Origin of the sequence: Micromonospora fulviviridis, assembly GCF_014648395.1 — a bacterium.
GTDB classification, from domain to species: Bacteria; Actinomycetota; Actinomycetes; order Mycobacteriales; family Micromonosporaceae; genus Micromonospora; species Micromonospora fulviviridis.
The window spans coordinates 1-15,189 of record NZ_BMRA01000005.1 but is presented as its reverse complement, the minus strand read 5'-3'; the positions used below and the strand labels follow the sequence as shown (position 1 = coordinate 15,189).

Genomic DNA, 15,189 nt, shown 5'->3' with positions numbered 1-15,189 from the left:
GTCACTTCTTCGAGAGCAGCGCGCGGCCGAAGAACATCATGTTGGCCGGGCGCTCGGCCAGCCGGCGCATGAGGTAGCCGTACCACTGGTCGCCGTAGGGGACGTAGGTGCGCACCGTGTAGCCGTCGCCGACGAGGCGCTTCTGCTCCTCGGGGCGGATGCCGAACAGCATCTGGAACTCGAACCGCTCCGGGCCGCGGTCGAACCAGCGGGCCCGGTCCTCGCCGATGGCGATCAGGCGCGGGTCGTGGGTGGCCAGCATCGGGTAGCCGTCCCCGGACATCAGCACGTTCATGCAGCGCACGTACGACTTGTCGACCTCGCGGGCGGACTGGTAGGCCACCGACTCGGGCTCCTTGTACGCGCCCTTGCACAGCCGCACCCGGGAGCCGGCGCCGGACAGCTCGCGGCAGTCCGACTCGGTCCGCCGCAGGTACGCCTGGAGCACCGCCCCGGTCGACGGGTAGTCCTTGCGCAGCTTGGCGAGGATGTCCAGGGTCGAGTCGGTGGTGGTGTGGTCCTCCATGTCCAGGGTGACCGTGGTGCCCGCCGCGTCGGCCGCCGCGCAGATCGCCCGCGCGTTGTCGTACGCGAGCTGCTCGTCGAACATCTGCCCGAGCGCGGAGAGCTTGACGCTGACCTCGGCGGCCGGGGTGAGCCCGGCGGCGCCCAGCAGTCGCAGCAGCTTGAGGTATTCGTCCCGGATGGCGATCGCCTGCTCCGGGGTGACGGTGTCCTCGCCGAGGTTGTCGAGGGTGACCGCTTGGCCGTCGGCGACGAGGGCGCGGGTCGCGCGCAGCGCGTCGTCGGTGCCGGCGCCGGCGACGAACCGGCGGACGACGTCCCGGGTGAACGGGGCCGTCGCGACGAGCCGCTCGACCTGGGATGACCGGGAGGCGGCGAGGATGACGGAACGGAGCATGAGCCGAGCGTAACGCCCGGCGGTGGCCCCGCGCCGGGGGGCGGCGGGCAACGTCACGCAGCGTTCCGGCGGGGACCGCGGGGCAGCCCGGCTGGCGGGGATCCGCTACAACGATCACGTGGAACGACGCCCCCGACGCCGGCTCCGGTCGGCCACCGTCCAGCTCGGCGCCCTGACCGCCCTGGCCCTCGCGCTCTCCGGCTGCAACAACGGCTACGACGACGACGATGACGACTGCGCGCTCGGCCCGGCCGGCGGGGGCGGCGACACCGTCGCCGTGGCCCTGCGGGTCCCCGCGCCGGCCGCCGCCGCCCGGGACACCCCGGCGCCGGTCGCCGCGGCGCTGCCCGAGCGCGGCGGGTTCGGCACCCACCTCGCCTCCTGCGGCGGCTGAGGTGCGGCGCGAGGCCAGCACCCCGCGCCCCGACTGGGACGCGACGGTCCGGGCCCAGGGCCTGGTGTACGTCGACACCGAGCTGCCCGACGGCGGGGTCATGTCGTACTGGGACGAGACCGCGGCGTACGCCTTCGAGCTGGACGAGGTGCTCCGGCTGGAGGAGGCGACCGAGGAGCTGCACCGGATGTCGGTGGCCGCCGCCGAGCACGTCGTGGCCCGCAACCGGTACGCCGAGTTCGGCATCCCGGACTGGGCCGCCGAGGCGGTCGCCCGGTCCCTGCGGGAGGCCCCGCCGACCCTCTACGGCCGCTTCGACCTCTGGTACGACGGCAGCTGGCCGCCGAAGCTGCTGGAGTACAACGCCGACACCCCGACCGCGCTGGTCGAGGCGAGCATCGTGCAGTGGTACTGGCTGGAGCACACCCGGCCGGACGCGGACCAGTGGAACAGCCTGCACGAGCGGCTGGTCGGCGCCTGGGCCAAGATCGGCGCCGGCCTGCACGACCCGCGGGTGCACGTGGTCTGGTCCGCCGAGGAGGAGTCGGGCGAGGACCAGATCACCGCCGGCTACCTGGCCGAGACCGCCCGCCAGGCCGGCCTGGACGTCACGCTCATGCCGATCCAGCAGGTCGGCTGGGACGGGCGGCGCTTCGTCGACGCCGCCGACCGGCCGATCACCACCTGCTTCAAGCTCTACCCCTGGGAGTGGATGCTGGCCGAGCCGTACGGGCCGCCGGCCCTGGAGCCGGGCACCCCGACCACCTGGATCGAGCCGGCCTGGAAGCTGCTGCTGTCGAACAAGGCGCTGCTGGCGGTGCTCTGGGAGCTCTACCCCGGTCACGACTACCTGCTGCCCGCGTACCTGGACTCGCCGCGCGGGATGGCCGAGTACGTGGCCAAGCCGCTGCTCGGCCGGGAGGGCGGCTCGGTACGCATCGTCACCGGCGGCACCGAGATCACCAACCCGGGGATCTACGGTGACGAGGGTTTCTGCTACCAGGAGTTCCGCGCGTTGCCCGAGTTCGCGGGCAGCCGGATGGTGCTGGGCAGCTGGATCGTGGACGGCGAGTCGGCCGGCGCGGGCGTCCGGGAGAGCGAAAGCCTCATCACGGACGGTTACGCGCGGTTCCTGCCCCACTACATCGACGCGCCGCGTGCCCCGTGAGTCGTCTACCGTTGGTGTCGTGAACTTCGACGCGTACGCCCGGACCGGTGTTGATCTCGTCAACGCCCGCCTGGACGACCTCGACGACCTGCGGGCCCTCTTCCCCGACGACAACGCGTGGATGCGCGACGAGGTCGCCGAACGGGACCTGGCGATCTTCCGGCGGGCGCAGAAGCGCCTGCGCGACATCTTCGACTACGGCACCTCGGGCCGGGACGCCGAGGCGGTGACGGAGCTGAACGCGCTGCTGGAGGCGTTCCCGGTGCAGCCGCGCATCTCCGGCCACGACTCCTCCGACTGGCACATGCACGTGACCAGCCGGGGCGCCTCGGTCAGCTCCGAATACCTGGCCGGCGCGGTCTGGGGGCTGTCGGTCTGGCTCTGCGAGTACGGCAGCGCCCGGTTCGGCGTCTGCGCCGACGAGCGCTGCGGCAACGTCTACCTGGACACCTCGTCGAACTGCTGCCGGCGGTTCTGCTCGGAGCGCTGCGCCACCCGGTCGCACGTGGCCGCGCACCGGGCCCGCAAGCGGGCCGCCGTCGGCGAGCAGGTCACCGTCCCGGCGCAGCCGGAACCGCTCGCCCCCGTCAGCTGACCGGGGCGAGCCCCGGCCTCAGGCGTCGACCGGGGAGGGGGCGGTCAGGTTGGCCCGGGCGAATTCGAGGGACTCGCGCAGGTCCGCCTCGCGGACCGCGCGGCTCTTCGCGCCCCGGGTGGTCACCTCGACCGCCACCGAGCCGGTGAAGCCCCGGCCGGCCAGCGAGCGGAGCAGCTCGGCGCAGGGCTGGCCGCCCCGCCCGGGCACCAGGTGCTCGTCGCGCCCCTCGCCGGTGCCGTCGCCCAGGTGGACGTGGGCCAGGCCGGACCCCATCCGGTCGGCCATGGCCAGTGCGTCGGTGTGCGACGCCGCGCAGTGCGACAGGTCCAGCGTGTACGCGGCGTAGCCGGTGTCGGTCGGATCCCAGCCCGGGACGTACGGGACGAACTGCCGGCCGGCCATCCGCACCGGGTACATGTTCTCCACGGCGAAGCGCAGCCCACCGAACCGGCCGGCGATCCGGTCGAGCCCGTCGGCGAAGTTGCGGGCGTAGTCGCGCTGCCAGGTGAACGGCGGGTGCACGACGACGGTGGGCGCCTCCAGGACCTCGGCGAGCTCCGCGGCCTTGCGCAGCCGCTCCCACGGGTCGGGGCTCCACACCCGCTGGGTGACCAGCAGGCAGGGAGCGTGCACCGAGAGGACCGGGACGCCGTAGTGCTCGGACAGGCCGCGCAGCGCGCCGGGGTCCTGGCTGACCGGGTCGGTCCAGACCATCACCTCGATGCCGTCGTACCCGAGCGCCGAGGCCAGCTGGAACGCCGCCGCCGTCCGCTCAGGGAAGACCGAGGACGTGGACAGGAGCACCGGAACGCGGGAAGTCACACCCCTCAGGGTAGCCGCACGCGCCACCGAGCATCGGGACGAGCATCCGCAAAGCGGACGACAACTCCAGCTTGGCGCGCAGAACGGTGGACCGGGATCACATCGGCGCGAGCTGATCGAGCCGGCGCAGGATGACCCCCTCGCGCAGCGCCCAGGGGCAGATGTCCAGGCAGTCCACGTCGAGCCGGCGCAGCACCGCCTCGGCCACCACGGCCCCGGCGAGGAGCTGGTGGGCCCGCTGCGCGCTGACCCCCTCCAGCTCGGGCAGCTGGGCCGGCGGAATGTGCCGGATGAAGCCGAGCACCTGGCGCAGCCCGGTGCGGGTCAGGCTGCGCCGGGCCCAGAGCCCGGCCCCGGAGGGCGCCGCGCCGGCCAGGCGGGCCAGCGTCCGGAACGTCTTCGAGGTGGCCACCGGACGTTCCCAGCCGACCGCGGTGAGCTGCTCCACCACCGGATCGAGCTGCGCGTCGACGTACTCCCGCAGCTCCTCGACGGCCTCCGGCGACGGCGGCACGGCGCCGGACGGGTCGACCCGCAGCCGCTCCCGGCTCAGCCGCCCCGCGCCCAGCGGCAGCGAGACCGCCACGTCCGGACCCTCGTCGATGCCGGCGGCCAGCTCCAGCGAGCCGCCGCCGATGTCCATCGCGAGCAGCCGGCCGGCGGACCAGCCGAACCAGCGCCGCACGGCCAGGAAGGTCATCCGCGCCTCGTCCGCGCCGGAGAGCACCTCCAGGCGTACGCCGGTCTCGTCCCGGACCCGGGCCAGCACCTCGCCGGCGTTGGTGGCGTCGCGGACCGCGCTGGTGGCGAAGGCCAGCAGGTCGTCGGCCTCCAGCCCGTCCGCCGCCGCCCGGGCCATGCCGACGGCCTTGACCAGCCCGTCCGCGCCCCCGTCGGTCAGCGCGCCGTCCGGGCCGATCTGCTCGGCCAGCCGGAGCACCACCTTCTCGGAGTGCGCCGGCCACGGGTGGGCGCCGTGATGGGCGTCGACCACCAGCAGGTGCACCGTGTTGGAACCGACGTCGAGGACACCCAGTCGCATGTTGACGACACTAGGGCCAACACGTTTCGTCGGCTCGCCGGCCGGGCGGGGTCACCCCGCGTACGCTGGTCCGGGTGACAGGGCAGATCGAGCTTCACGTGCTGGTGGACGACCCCGACGACCCGCGCAGCCGGGAGGTCGGGCTGGACTTCCCGCGCGAGTGGATCGAGTTCGTCGACCCCGCCGATGCGAAGCACCTGGTGCGGGCCGACCTGACCTGGCTGCTCTCCCGCTGGACGTGCATCTTCGGCAGGGGCTGCCACGGCATCATCGCGGGCCGCGCCGCGGACGGCTGCTGCTCGCACGGCGCGTTCTTCACCGACGGCGACGACGAGAAGCGGGTCCGGGCGGCGGTCAAGCGGCTCACCCCGGAGACCTGGCAGCACTTCCGGCGGGGCTTCAAGAACTGGACCGAGAACGACACCATCGACGGGAAGAACCCCGCCCGGCGGACGGCCACCCGCGCCGTCGACGCGCCCTGCGTCTTCCTCAACGACGCCGACTTCCCGGGCGGGGGCGGCTGCGCCCTGCACGCGCAGGCGCTGCGCGACGGGGTGCACCCGCTGGAATACAAGCCGGACGTCTGCTGGCAGCTGCCGATCCGCCGTGACCAGGACTGGCACAAGCGGCCGGACAACACGAAGGTGCTGATCTCGACGCTCACCGAGTTCGACCGGCGCGGCTGGGGCGCGGGCGGTCACGACCTGGACTGGTGGTGCACCTCCTCCACCGACGCGCACGTCGGCGCCGAGCCCATGTACATCTCCTACGGCCCGGAGCTGACCGCGCTGATCGGCGCCCCCGCGTACGCGAAGCTGGCCGAGCTCTGCGCGGCCCGGCTCCGCCAGGGCCAGGTCGCCCCGCACCCCGCCACCGAGGGCTAGTCCCCGGCCAGCGGCAGCACGACGACGCCGTCGTCGTCGCTGTGCACCTCGGCGCCGGGCGCGAAGACGCAGCCGCCGAACGACACCGGCACGTCCCGCTCGCCGGCGCCGGTCTTCGCGCTCTTGCGCGGGTTCGTGCCGAGCGCCTTGATGCCGATCGGCAGCGCGCCGAGGGCCACGACGTCGCGGACCGCGCCGTTGATCACCACGCCGGCCCAGCCGTTCTCCGCCGCCGTGCCGGCGATGAGGTCACCCATCAGGGCGGTGTGCAGCGAGCCGCCGCCGTCCACCACCAGCACCCGACCCTCCCCCGGCTCGGCCACGATCGACTTGATCAGGGCGTTGTCCTGGAAGCAGCGCACCGTGACGGCCGGGCCGGCGAACGCCCGGACGCCGCCGAACTGACGCAACTGGGTGTCGCACGAGCCGAGGGCGTCGCCGTGCCGGTCGTAGAGGTCGGCGGTCGTGGTCGTCTCCATGGTCGTCCTTCTCTCACTCAGGGTGGGGAGCCGCGGGCGGTGCCCGGTGCAGGCGGGTGGCGGCGGCGGCCGCGCCGGCCAGGCCGGCCGCAGTGCAGGCGAGGACGCCGGCCGCGCCGGTGCCGGCCGCGAGCGCGCCGGCGGCGCTGGGGATGAGCACCTGGCCGAGCCGGTTGCCGGTGAGCCGCAGCGACATCGCCCGGCCGCGCAGCCCGGGCGGAGCCACCTCGGCCAGGAACGACATGGTCAGCGGCTGGCCCGCGCCCAGCCCGAGCCCGGCCACCGCGACCACCACCAGCAGCACCGCGAAGGGCAGCGGTGGCAGCAGCAGGGCCAGCCCGACGGCGGAGAGCGCCACGGTGCCGACCAGCACGACCCGCCGGCCGAGGGCCGCCACGAGTCGCCCGAGCAGCAGCCGGGACGCCATCGAGGCGACCGCCCGGACCCCGAGCAGGATGCCGATCGAACCGGCGGCGATGCCGCGTTCCGCGCCGAGCGCGGGCAGGTAGACCAGGGTGATGTCGACCGCCGCCAGGACGACGCAGCTCACCGTGAGGGCGCGGACCAGGCCGGGCTGGCGGAGCAGGTCACGCAGCCCACCGGCGCTGGAACCGTCGGCGGCCTGCCGGTGGTGCCCGGACGGGCGCAGGAACAGCGTCACGACCAGCAGCGGCAGCGCCACCACCGTGGCGCCGAGGAAGATGGCCCGGGTGTCGGGGATCGGGTGGTCCCCGCCGAAGAGCACGATCAGGCCGGGGCCGAGCGCCTGCCCCAGCGAGGCGGCGAACGTGTAGTAGCCGAACGCGGCGTCGTACCGGTCGGCCGGGGTGCGGTTGGCGACCAGCGCCTGCTGGGCGACCACCGCGCAGAGGTGCGCGGTGCCGAGCGCCATGCTGGCCAGGACCAGGCCGGCCACCGAGCCGGCGAGCAGCACGAAGCCGAGGCCCGCGGCGACCAGCAGCGCGGACCCGGCGAGCGCGACGCGGCGCTCGCCGAGCCGGTCCACGGCGTGCCCGGAGGGCACGGCCAGCACCAGGGGTACGACGGCGAAGCTGGCCCCGAGCACGCCCAGCCAGGCCCCCGGCACGTCCAGCTCCAGCGCCCGGTACGCGGACGCCGGCCGGAGCATGAAGGTGACCGCCTGCACCGCGACGGTGTGCGTGAGGAGCAGGCCCGTCTGGGCGCGCCCGGGGACCGCGGGGTCCCCGGGCGCCAACTCAGTCGGCCTTCACGGCGAGCACCGGGCAGGGCACCCGGAGCAGGATCTCCTGCGCGGTCGAGCCCATGATCAGCTTGCCGACCGGGGTGCGGTGCCGGATGCCGATCACGACCAGCGACACGTCCTCCGTCTCGACGATCTCGGCGATCTCCTCCGCCGCGTCCCGCCCCCGCATGAGCTGCCGGACGTCGTGCGGCACCCCGGCGGCGACCAGTTCGCGGACCACCCGGTCCAGGTCCGGCTCCTGGGCCAGCCGCGGGTCGGCGTACGCCTCGCCGCGCGAGGTGTTCACCACCAGCACCGGCTCGTCGCGGAACCGGGCCTGCTCGATCGCGGCCCGCAGGGCCGCCTCGCCCAGCGGCGAGGGGACGTACCCCACCAGCACCGTCATGCCGTCACCAACCTTCCGCGCAGCGGACGGACCACGAACCGGCCGATCAGCGGCCAGAGGAGCACCACGGCGATCGTGGCGTAGATCAGCCAGGACACCCAGCCGCCGACCAGCCCGTGCAGCTCACCGCCGGAGAGCTGCAACGCGCGCCGGCCCTGCAGCTCGGCACGCGGGCCGAGGATGACGCCGACGATCAGCGGCAGGATCGGCAGCCCGAAGCGGCGCATGCCGAAGCCGAGCAGGCCGAGGGCGAGCAGCAGGTACAGGTCGAACGGCTGCGCGTTGACCGCGTACGCGCCCATCGACGCGAAGAAGAGGATCCCGGCGTAGAGGTAGGGGCGCGGGATCCTGAGCAGCCGCGCCCACGCCGGGGCGAGCGGCAGGTTGAGCACCAGCAGCAGCAGGTTGCCCACGAACAGGCTGGCGATCAGCGTCCAGACCAGGCTGGACTCCCGCGTGAACAGCAGCGGGCCGGGCTGGATGCCGTACCCCTCGAAGGCGGCCAGCATCACCGCGGCGGTGGCGTTGGTCGGCAGGCCGATCGCCAGCATCGGCACCAGCGTGCCGGCGGCCGAGGCGTTGTTCGCGGCCTCCGGCCCGGCGACGCCCTCGATCGCCCCCCGGCCGAACTCCTCCGGGTGCTTCGAGAGCTTCTTCTCGGTGACGTACGACAGGAAGGTGGGGATCTCCGCCCCGCCCGCCGGCACCGCGCCGAACGGGAACCCGAACGCCGTTCCTCGCAGCCACGGCTTCCAGGACCGCTTCCAGTCCTGCTTCCCCAGCCACGGCTGGCCCACCGGGATCACCTCGCCGGACCTGCGGCGCAGGTGCGCGGCGATCCAGAGCGCCTCGCCCACGGCGAAGATGCCGACCGCCACCACGACCACGTCGATGCCGTCGGCGAGCTGCGGCAGCCCGAAGGTGAGCCGCTGCTGGCCGGACTGGTCGATGCCGATCACACCGATCACCAGGCCGAGCAGCAGCGAGGCGAAGCCGCGTACCCGGGACGCGCCGAGCACCGCGGTGACGGACACGAACGCCAGCAGCATCAGCGCGAAGTAGTCGGGTGCGCCCAGGCTGATCGCGAACTGCACCACCGGCGGGGTGACCACCACCAGCAGCACGGTGGCGATGGTGCCGGCGACGAACGAGCCGATCGCGGCGGTGGCCAGCGCCTGGGCGGCCCGGCCCGCCTTCGCCATCTTGTTGCCCTCGATGGCGGTCACCACCGACGAGGACTCGCCGGGGGTGTTCAGCAGGATCGAGGTGGTCGATCCGCCGTACATGCCGCCGTAGAAGATGCCGGCGAACATGATGAACGCCTGGGCCGGCTCCATCCCGTAGGTGACCGGCAGGAGCAGCGCCACGGTCATGGCCGGGCCGATGCCGGGCAGCACGCCGACGGCGGTGCCGATGGTCACCCCGATCAGGGCGAACAGCAGGTTCATCGGGGTCAGCACGTTGGCGAACCCGTCGAGCAGGTTGGCGAAGTTGTCCATCTACAGGATCCCTTGCAGCACGCCGGCGGGCAGGTCGACACCGAGTCCGATGGCGAAGGTGTAGAACGTGATCAACGACAGCGCGACGGCGATCAGCAGGTTGCGCACGTAGTGGCGGTTGCCCAGGGCGTAGGCCGATCCCCAGAAGAGGATCGTCCCGCTGATCACCCAGCCGAGCCGGTCGATGAGCACGGCGTTGACCAGGAACGCGCCGATCAGCAGCAGCACGGTGCGCCAGTCGACGGGAACGGTCAGGTCGACGTCCTCGCCGGCCTCCGGCTCGCCGGCGCCGCCGCGGGCCACGTCCACCGCGTAGATCACCGCGATGACGAGCAGCAGCACGCCGAGCAGGATCGGCACCGGCTTGGGGCCGATCGGGTCGGCCGTGTTGATCGCGCGCCCGATCCGGGTCGTCGCGTCGAAGATGACCAGCCCGCCGACCAGGGCGAGGAACGCCACCACGCCGTACTGCGCCCGGTCGGGTCGCGGGGCCGGCTCCGCCACGGCGTCCGCCGCCGGGTCGGCGGCCGGCGACTCCTCCGGCGTACGCCCCGCGGCCGGGTCGTCCGCTCCCGGCGCTGTCGCCGCAGCGGGCGGCGGTCCGGCCGCGGCGGCCTCCGGGCCCGGCTGCGCCGGGATGTCCGGTACGGCCGGGGGCCGGGGCGGCAGGTCGCCGCCCCGGTCCGGTCGCGTCGTCATGCCGCTCATGCCAATCCGAGCTGCTTGAGCACGTCGGCCACTGCCTTGTCCTGCTCGGTCAGGAAGGTGCCGAACTCGTCGCCGGTGACGAACGCGTCGGTCCAGCCGCGCTTCTTCAGCTCGGCCTTCCACTCCTCCGACTCGTGCATCTTCGTCAGCACGTCGATCCAGACCTTCTTGTCGGCGTCGCTGATGCCGGGCGGCGCGACGATGCCCCGCCAGTTCGTGAAGACCAGGTCGATGCCGGCGGACTTCAGGGTCGGCACGTCCTTGAGCGCCTCGATCGGCGCCTCGCTGGTCACCGCGAGGACCCGGATCTGGCCGGCCTCGACCTGGTCGAGGAACTCGCCGAAGCCGCTGGCGCCGAAGGCCACCTTGCCGCCGAGGACGGCGGGCAGCAGCTCGCCGCCGCCGTCGTACGAGACGAAGTTGACCTGGCGGGGGTCGATGCCGACGGTCTTGGCGAGCTGCATGGGCAGCAGGTGGTCCGGGCCGCCGGGCGAGGAGCCGCCGCCGACCGCGATGCCCTTCGGGTTGGCCTTCCACGCCGTGACCAGGTCGTTGATGGTCTTGTACGGGGAGTCCTTCGGCACCACGATGGCGCCGGCCTCCTCGATGAGCTTGGCGAGCGGGGTGGTCTGGGTCAGCGTCGCCGCCGACTTGGAGGTGTACGAGGCACCGACCACGCCCAGGCCCATCTGCATGGCCAGCTTGCCGTTGCCCTTCTCGTTCACGGTCCGCTGGAGGCCGACCGTGCCGCCCGCGCCGGGCAGGTTGAACACCTGGACGCCGGAGGCGATCTTGGCGTCCTCCATCACCTTCGCGGCGGTCCGGGCGGTGGTGTCGTACCCGCCGCCCGGGGTGTTCGGGACCATGATCCGCAGTCCGCTGACCGGCTTGCCGTCGTTGCTGGAGCCGCCCTCGTTCTTGTCGGCGGTGGCGCCACAGGCAGCCAGGGCCAGCGCCGTGGCGGCGGCGACCCCCATGACCAGCACGTTTCTCCTAGTTGCCATCTTGTTTCTCTTCCGTTTCGAATGAGTCCAGCGGCAAGATGGTGGCCTCCACCCGGGCAGCTTGTCTGCGTTGTGTCACCAGCGGAAGTTGAGGTCTTTGTGGTCGCGGTCACGTCCCGGCGCCGTACGCTCGCCGGGCAGCTGCTGATCCTCCAGCTCGCGATCATCGTCGTGGTGCTCGTGGCGGTGGCCGCCGTCTCGCTGGCGCAGTCCGCGGCGACCTTCAACCGGGTCGAGGGGCGCCGCGTCGCCACCCTCGCCGAACAGCTCGGTGGCAGCCCCCTGCTCCGCGACCAGCTCGACCAGCCCGCGCCCGGCGAGGCGATCGCCCCGCTGGTGCAGAACATCCGCACCCAGTACGGCGTCACGTCGGTGACCGTCGCGAACGCCCGGGGCCGGGTGGTCGCCTCGACGAACCCGACGCTGGTGGGCAGCCGGGTCGTGCTCGGCGACCCCGAGGTGGCGCAGGGCCGGAGCTGGTTCGGCGAGCTGGAGGTCGACGGGTCCCAGGAGTTGACGGCCCAGGTGCCGGTGCTCGGCGACGACCCGAAGACGAAGAAGAACCTCGGCCGGTACCTCGGCGTGGTGGTCGTCGGCGAGGCGTCGCGGACCTGGTCGCAGCGGCTCGTCGGGGCGTCGTCGTACCTGCTCACCTACCTGGGCATCGCCTGCGGCCTCGGGGTGGTCGGGTCGTGGCTGCTGGCCCGCCGGATCAAGCGGCAGACCCTCGGCCTGGAGCCCCGGGAGATCGCCGGGCTGGCCGAGCACCGGGAGGCGCTGCTGCACGGCATCGCCGAGGGGGTGATCGCGCTGGACCCGCAGCACCGGGTCACCCTGGTCAACGCGGTCGGCCGGCGCCTGCTCGACCTGCCCGAACACAGCCTCGGCCGCAGCCTCGCCGAGCTACGGATCAACGGCCGCCTGCGGGACGTGCTGGCCGGCGCGGGCAGCGGACCGGAGGCCCGGGACCAGGTGGTGGTCCGGGGCGGCCGGGTGCTGGTGATGAACCGGATGACGGTCCGCAAGGACGGCCGCCGGCTCGGCTCCGTCACCACGCTGCGGGACCGGACCGAGCTGGCCCGCCTGGAGCAGGAGATCGGCTCGTTCCGCAGCACCACCGAGCTGCTCCGGGCGCAGACCCACGAGTTCGCCAACCAGTTGCACACCATCTCCGGGCTGATCCAGATCGGCGAGCACGACGAGGTGGTCCGGTACGTCGACGCGCTGAGCCGGCACCGCGCCTCGCTCGACCTCACGGTGACCAGCCGGATCCACGACACGGCGGTGGCGGCGCTGCTCATGGCGAAGTCGGCGGTGGCCGCCGAGCGCCGGGTGGAGCTGCGGGTCTCCGAACGGACCGGGCTGGACCGGCTGCCCCCGGAGCTGGCCGCCGACGTGGCCACCGTGCTCGGCAACCTGCTGGACAACGCGGTCGAGGCGGTGGCCACCCACTCGTCCGACCGCCCGGCGTGGGTCGAGGCCGAGCTGCGCCAGGACGCCGCCTCGGTGGAGATCGTGGTCCGCGACTCCGGCCCCGGGGTGGCGCCGGAGCTGGCACAGGAGGTGTTCACCCACGGCTTCACCACCAAGGCGGCCGAGGGCGGTGAGCGCGGCATCGGCCTGGCGCTCACCCGGCTGGTCTGCCACCGTCGCGGGGGCGAGGTCGCGGTGACCAACACCGACGAGGGCGCGATGTTCACCGCCCGGATGTCGGTGCCGCGCGGCGTGCCGGAGGGGGCGCGATGATCGACGTACTCGTCGTCGACGACGACTTCATGGTGGCCCGGATCCACCGGGGCTTCGTCGAGCGGATCGACGGCTTCCGGGTGGTCGGCACCGCCAGCACCGGCGAGGAGGCGGTGGCCGCGGTCGACCGGCTCCGCCCCGACCTGGTCCTGCTCGACCTCTACCTGCCCGACATGTTCGGCCTCGACGTGGTGACCCGGATCCGGGCGGCCCGGCACGACTGCGACGTACTGGTGATCAGCGCCGCCCGGGAGGCCGAGGCGGTCCGCCGGGCCGTCCGCTACGGCGCGGTCAACTACCTGCTCAAGCCGTTCGGCTTCGACGAGCTGCGCACCCGGCTGGAGCAGTACGCCACCCGCCGCACCGCGCTGCGCGCGGCCGTCGTCGCCGACCAGGCGGACGTGGACCGGGTGCTGTCCCGCAGCGGCTCGCCGGCCGCCACCGCGATCCTGCCCCGGGGCCTCAGCCCGGAGACGGCCGAGCTGGTGGAGCGCGCCCTGCGTGAGCACGAGGGGACGCTCTCGGCCAGCGAGTGCGCCGACCGGGTGGGCATCTCCCGGGTCAGCGCCCGCCGCTACCTGGAGCACTACGCCGTCAGCGGGCGGGCCGAGGTGACCCTCAAGTACGGCGCGGCCGGCCGCCCCGAGCGCCGCTACACCTGGCTGGCCTGACCGGTCCAGGTCGACGTCGACCTGCGCCGGCGGCGCGGCGCCGGCTCAGCCGGTGGCGGCGGCGACCAGGGCGCGGGCGGTGTGCTTGGCCGCCTCGGCGGCCGCCGGGTCGGCGTCCAGTACGCCGCTGGCCAGGCCGCCGTCGATCAGCAGGGTGAGCTGGCGGGCCAGCAGCTCGGGATCGGCCGCCCCGGCCCGTCGGGCCAGGTCGGTCACCCAGGCCCGGACCACGTTCTTGTGCTCGACGGTACGGGCGTGCACCGGGCTGCCGCTCGGTGACTCGGCGGCGGTGTTGATGAACGCACAGCCGTGGTAGCCCTCCCGGCGGCAGGCCCCACCCAGCGCGTCGAACATGCCGACGAGCTGCTCCCGGGGGTCGTCCCCGGCCTCCCGGGCGGCGGCCCGCAGCGCCCCGAACCACGCCTGGTCGACCTTGTCCAGGTACGCCAGCACCAGTTCGTCCTTGCTCGGGAAGTGCTTGTAGAGGGTGGCCTTGGCGACGCCCGACTCGGCGATCACCGTGTCCACCCCGACGCCACGCGGCCCGTGGGCGTAGAAGAGCCGGAACGCGGTGTCCAGGATGCGCTCCCGGGCGGAGCCGGCGGGGGTACGCGTCATCAGTCCTCCCTTGATCTCCGCTGAAGTCTACAGACCGGTACGTCTGCCTAGCTCGCCATGCACTCCTGACTTCGGGTATCGCGGTAGACAGACCTGTCTGTTAGTCTCGGTCGCACCGAGCGCGTCGCATCGGCGTCGCGCGATCACCGGAGGACGGACTCGACATGCGCATCGCAGTACTGGGCACCGGCATGGTCGGTCGGGCGATCGCCGCGCGCGCGGCCGAGCTGGGCCACGACGTCACCGTGGGCACCCGCGACGTGGCGGCCACCCGGGCCGGCGACTGGGCCGACTGGGCCACCGCCCACCCGGGCATCGACCTGGCCGGTTACGCCGACGCCACGGTCGACGCCGAGCTGGTGGTGAACGCGACCAGCGGCGACGGCGCCCTCCCCGCGCTGACCGCCGCGGGCGAGGAGAACCTGGCCGGCAAGGTTCTGCTCGACATCGCCAACCCACTCGACTTCAGCAAGGGTTTCCCGCCCACCCTGTCCGTGCTGAACGACGACTCGCTGGGCGAGCGGATCCAGCGGGCGTTCCCGCGTACCCGGGTGGTGAAGGCGCTCAACACCCTCACCGCCGACCTGATGACCCACCCCCGGCAGCTCGCCGACGGCGACCACAGCGTCTTCGTCTCCGGCGACGACGCGGAGGCGAAGAAGGTGGTCACCGAACTGCTCGCCAGCTTCGGCCACACCGACGTGATCGACCTGGGCGACATCACCACCGCCCGGGGCACCGAGATGCTGCTACCGCTCTGGCTGCGCCTGTACGGCGGGCTCGGCACCGCCCTGTTCAACATCAAGGTCGTCCGCTGACACCACGTCCTGCCCGCTCCACCCGAGATCTTGGACAGTTTCCGTTCGCCTGAAACGGTAACTGTCCAAGATCCGGAGAGGCCGCTGGCCGGCACCCCCTGGTTCGGGGTGCCGGCCAGCGTTCGTTGTGTCAGCTGTTCCAGTTGTGGGCGACGATGTCGGCGGCCTGCTGCTCCCACTGCGCGTACGCGTCCGGGTAGGCCGAC

The 15,189-nt window shown here is 73.3% G+C and carries 17 protein-coding genes; 7 read left to right on the top strand and 10 right to left on the bottom strand.

The annotated features are described in order from the left end of the window. Position 1: 1 nt before the first annotated feature. A complete protein-coding gene (locus IEY96_RS14190; protein ID WP_189195313.1) occupies positions 2–922 on the bottom strand; it encodes a proline dehydrogenase family protein in 921 nt (306 codons plus the stop codon). A gap of 118 nt (positions 923–1,040) precedes the next feature. On the opposite strand from IEY96_RS14190, the gene IEY96_RS14185 reads away from it, so the two are divergent. From IEY96_RS14185 to IEY96_RS14175, 3 genes are read left to right on the top strand one after another with little or no spacing between them, the layout of a single operon-like run. Then, positions 1,041–1,316 carry a hypothetical protein gene (locus IEY96_RS14185; RefSeq protein ID WP_189195312.1) on the top strand — a complete coding sequence of 92 codons (276 nt, stop codon included), beginning with the start codon at positions 1,041–1,043 and terminating at the stop codon, positions 1,314–1,316. 1 nt (position 1,317) lies between these two features. After that, complete coding sequence (locus IEY96_RS14180) at positions 1,318–2,484, top strand: glutathionylspermidine synthase family protein (RefSeq protein WP_189195311.1); 1,167 nt, start codon at positions 1,318–1,320, stop codon at positions 2,482–2,484. Positions 2,485–2,503: 19 nt separating this feature from the next. Then, entirely contained in the window at positions 2,504–3,079 is a 576-nt protein-coding gene (locus tag IEY96_RS14175; protein ID WP_189195310.1) for a CGNR zinc finger domain-containing protein, read from the top strand. Between the two features lie 18 nt (positions 3,080–3,097). Here IEY96_RS14175 and IEY96_RS14170 read toward each other — a convergent pair whose 3' ends face one another. Both IEY96_RS14170 and IEY96_RS14165 read right to left on the bottom strand, forming a co-directional pair. Then, entirely contained in the window at positions 3,098–3,904 is an 807-nt protein-coding gene (locus IEY96_RS14170; protein ID WP_189195309.1) for a sugar phosphate isomerase/epimerase family protein, read from the bottom strand. Positions 3,905–4,001: 97 nt separating this feature from the next. Further along, positions 4,002–4,946, bottom strand: coding sequence for a Ppx/GppA phosphatase family protein (locus IEY96_RS14165; protein ID WP_189195308.1), 945 nt, complete (start codon positions 4,944–4,946; stop codon positions 4,002–4,004). A 74-nt stretch (positions 4,947–5,020) separates the two neighbouring features. Between IEY96_RS14165 and IEY96_RS14160 the strand changes: the two genes are divergently transcribed. Further along, positions 5,021–5,830 (top strand): DUF3109 family protein, encoded by an 810-nt coding sequence (locus IEY96_RS14160; RefSeq protein WP_107078047.1) that lies wholly within the window; start codon positions 5,021–5,023, stop codon positions 5,828–5,830. On the opposite strand, the gene rraA is transcribed toward IEY96_RS14160, so the two are convergent. The 6 genes from rraA to IEY96_RS14130 all read right to left on the bottom strand — a co-directional run bounded on the left by rraA (position 5,827) and on the right by IEY96_RS14130 (position 11,130). Continuing rightward, positions 5,827–6,309, bottom strand: coding sequence for a ribonuclease E activity regulator RraA (rraA, locus tag IEY96_RS14155; protein ID WP_189195307.1), 483 nt, complete (start codon positions 6,307–6,309; stop codon positions 5,827–5,829). The two genes, IEY96_RS14160 and rraA, sit on opposite strands and share 4 nt — an antisense overlap. Before the next feature lie 13 nt (positions 6,310–6,322). Beyond that, positions 6,323–7,456, bottom strand: a complete 1,134-nt coding sequence (locus IEY96_RS14150) for an MFS transporter (RefSeq protein ID WP_229791599.1) — start codon at positions 7,454–7,456, stop codon at positions 6,323–6,325. 70 nt (positions 7,457–7,526) lie between these two features. After that, a complete protein-coding gene (locus IEY96_RS14145) occupies positions 7,527–7,919 on the bottom strand; it encodes a universal stress protein (RefSeq protein ID WP_189195306.1) in 393 nt (130 codons plus the stop codon). Then, a complete protein-coding gene (locus tag IEY96_RS14140; protein WP_189195305.1) occupies positions 7,916–9,418 on the bottom strand; it encodes a tripartite tricarboxylate transporter permease in 1,503 nt (500 codons plus the stop codon). The genes IEY96_RS14145 and IEY96_RS14140 overlap by 4 nt, the downstream gene beginning before the upstream one ends. Continuing rightward, positions 9,419–10,117 (bottom strand): tripartite tricarboxylate transporter TctB family protein, encoded by a 699-nt coding sequence (locus IEY96_RS14135; protein WP_229791598.1) that lies wholly within the window; start codon positions 10,115–10,117, stop codon positions 9,419–9,421. It abuts the gene before it with no gap. A 5-nt stretch (positions 10,118–10,122) separates the two neighbouring features. Beyond that, positions 10,123–11,130 carry a Bug family tripartite tricarboxylate transporter substrate binding protein gene (locus tag IEY96_RS14130; protein WP_189195303.1) on the bottom strand — a complete coding sequence of 336 codons (1,008 nt, stop codon included), beginning with the start codon at positions 11,128–11,130 and terminating at the stop codon, positions 10,123–10,125. A 99-nt stretch (positions 11,131–11,229) separates the two neighbouring features. Here IEY96_RS14130 and IEY96_RS14125 point away from each other — a divergent pair, with 99 nt between their 5' ends. Both IEY96_RS14125 and IEY96_RS14120 read left to right on the top strand, forming a co-directional pair. Beyond that, the gene (locus tag IEY96_RS14125) at positions 11,230–12,876 is read left to right on the top strand and encodes a sensor histidine kinase (protein WP_229791597.1); all 1,647 of its coding nucleotides are present in this window, start codon (positions 11,230–11,232) and stop codon (positions 12,874–12,876) included. Next, positions 12,873–13,547: a response regulator gene (locus IEY96_RS14120; protein ID WP_189195301.1), complete on the top strand. Its 675-nt coding sequence runs from the start codon at positions 12,873–12,875 to the stop codon at positions 13,545–13,547. Before IEY96_RS14125 ends, IEY96_RS14120 begins: the two co-directional genes overlap by 4 nt. A 45-nt stretch (positions 13,548–13,592) precedes the next feature. Here the strand turns inward: IEY96_RS14120 and IEY96_RS14115 are convergent, their stop codons facing one another. Beyond that, positions 13,593–14,165, bottom strand: coding sequence for a TetR/AcrR family transcriptional regulator (locus IEY96_RS14115; RefSeq protein WP_189195300.1), 573 nt, complete (start codon positions 14,163–14,165; stop codon positions 13,593–13,595). A gap of 164 nt (positions 14,166–14,329) precedes the next feature. Between IEY96_RS14115 and IEY96_RS14110 the strand changes: the two genes are divergently transcribed. Then, positions 14,330–14,983 (top strand): NADPH-dependent F420 reductase, encoded by a 654-nt coding sequence (locus tag IEY96_RS14110; protein WP_189195299.1) that lies wholly within the window; start codon positions 14,330–14,332, stop codon positions 14,981–14,983. Positions 14,984–15,189: the final 206 nt, after the last annotated feature.

Excerpts from the sequence above, each read along its gene's own strand:
- IEY96_RS14115 (WP_189195300.1), bottom strand. The coding sequence starts at position 14,165 with ATGACGCGTACCCCCGCCGGCTCCGCCCGGGAGCGCATCCTGGACACC.
- IEY96_RS14110 (WP_189195299.1), top strand. The coding sequence starts at position 14,330 with ATGCGCATCGCAGTACTGGGCACCGGCATGGTCGGTCGGGCGATCGCC.
- rraA (WP_189195307.1), bottom strand. The coding sequence starts at position 6,309 with ATGGAGACGACCACGACCGCCGACCTCTACGACCGGCACGGCGACGCC.
- IEY96_RS14165 (WP_189195308.1), bottom strand. The coding sequence starts at position 4,946 with ATGCGACTGGGTGTCCTCGACGTCGGTTCCAACACGGTGCACCTGCTG.
- IEY96_RS14120 (WP_189195301.1), top strand. The coding sequence starts at position 12,873 with ATGATCGACGTACTCGTCGTCGACGACGACTTCATGGTGGCCCGGATC.
- IEY96_RS14145 (WP_189195306.1), bottom strand. The coding sequence starts at position 7,919 with ATGACGGTGCTGGTGGGGTACGTCCCCTCGCCGCTGGGCGAGGCGGCC.
- IEY96_RS14190 (WP_189195313.1), bottom strand. The coding sequence starts at position 922 with ATGCTCCGTTCCGTCATCCTCGCCGCCTCCCGGTCATCCCAGGTCGAG.
- IEY96_RS14135 (WP_229791598.1), bottom strand. The coding sequence starts at position 10,117 with ATGACGACGCGACCGGACCGGGGCGGCGACCTGCCGCCCCGGCCCCCG.
- IEY96_RS14140 (WP_189195305.1), bottom strand. The coding sequence starts at position 9,418 with ATGGACAACTTCGCCAACCTGCTCGACGGGTTCGCCAACGTGCTGACC.
- IEY96_RS14130 (WP_189195303.1), bottom strand. The coding sequence starts at position 11,130 with ATGGCAACTAGGAGAAACGTGCTGGTCATGGGGGTCGCCGCCGCCACG.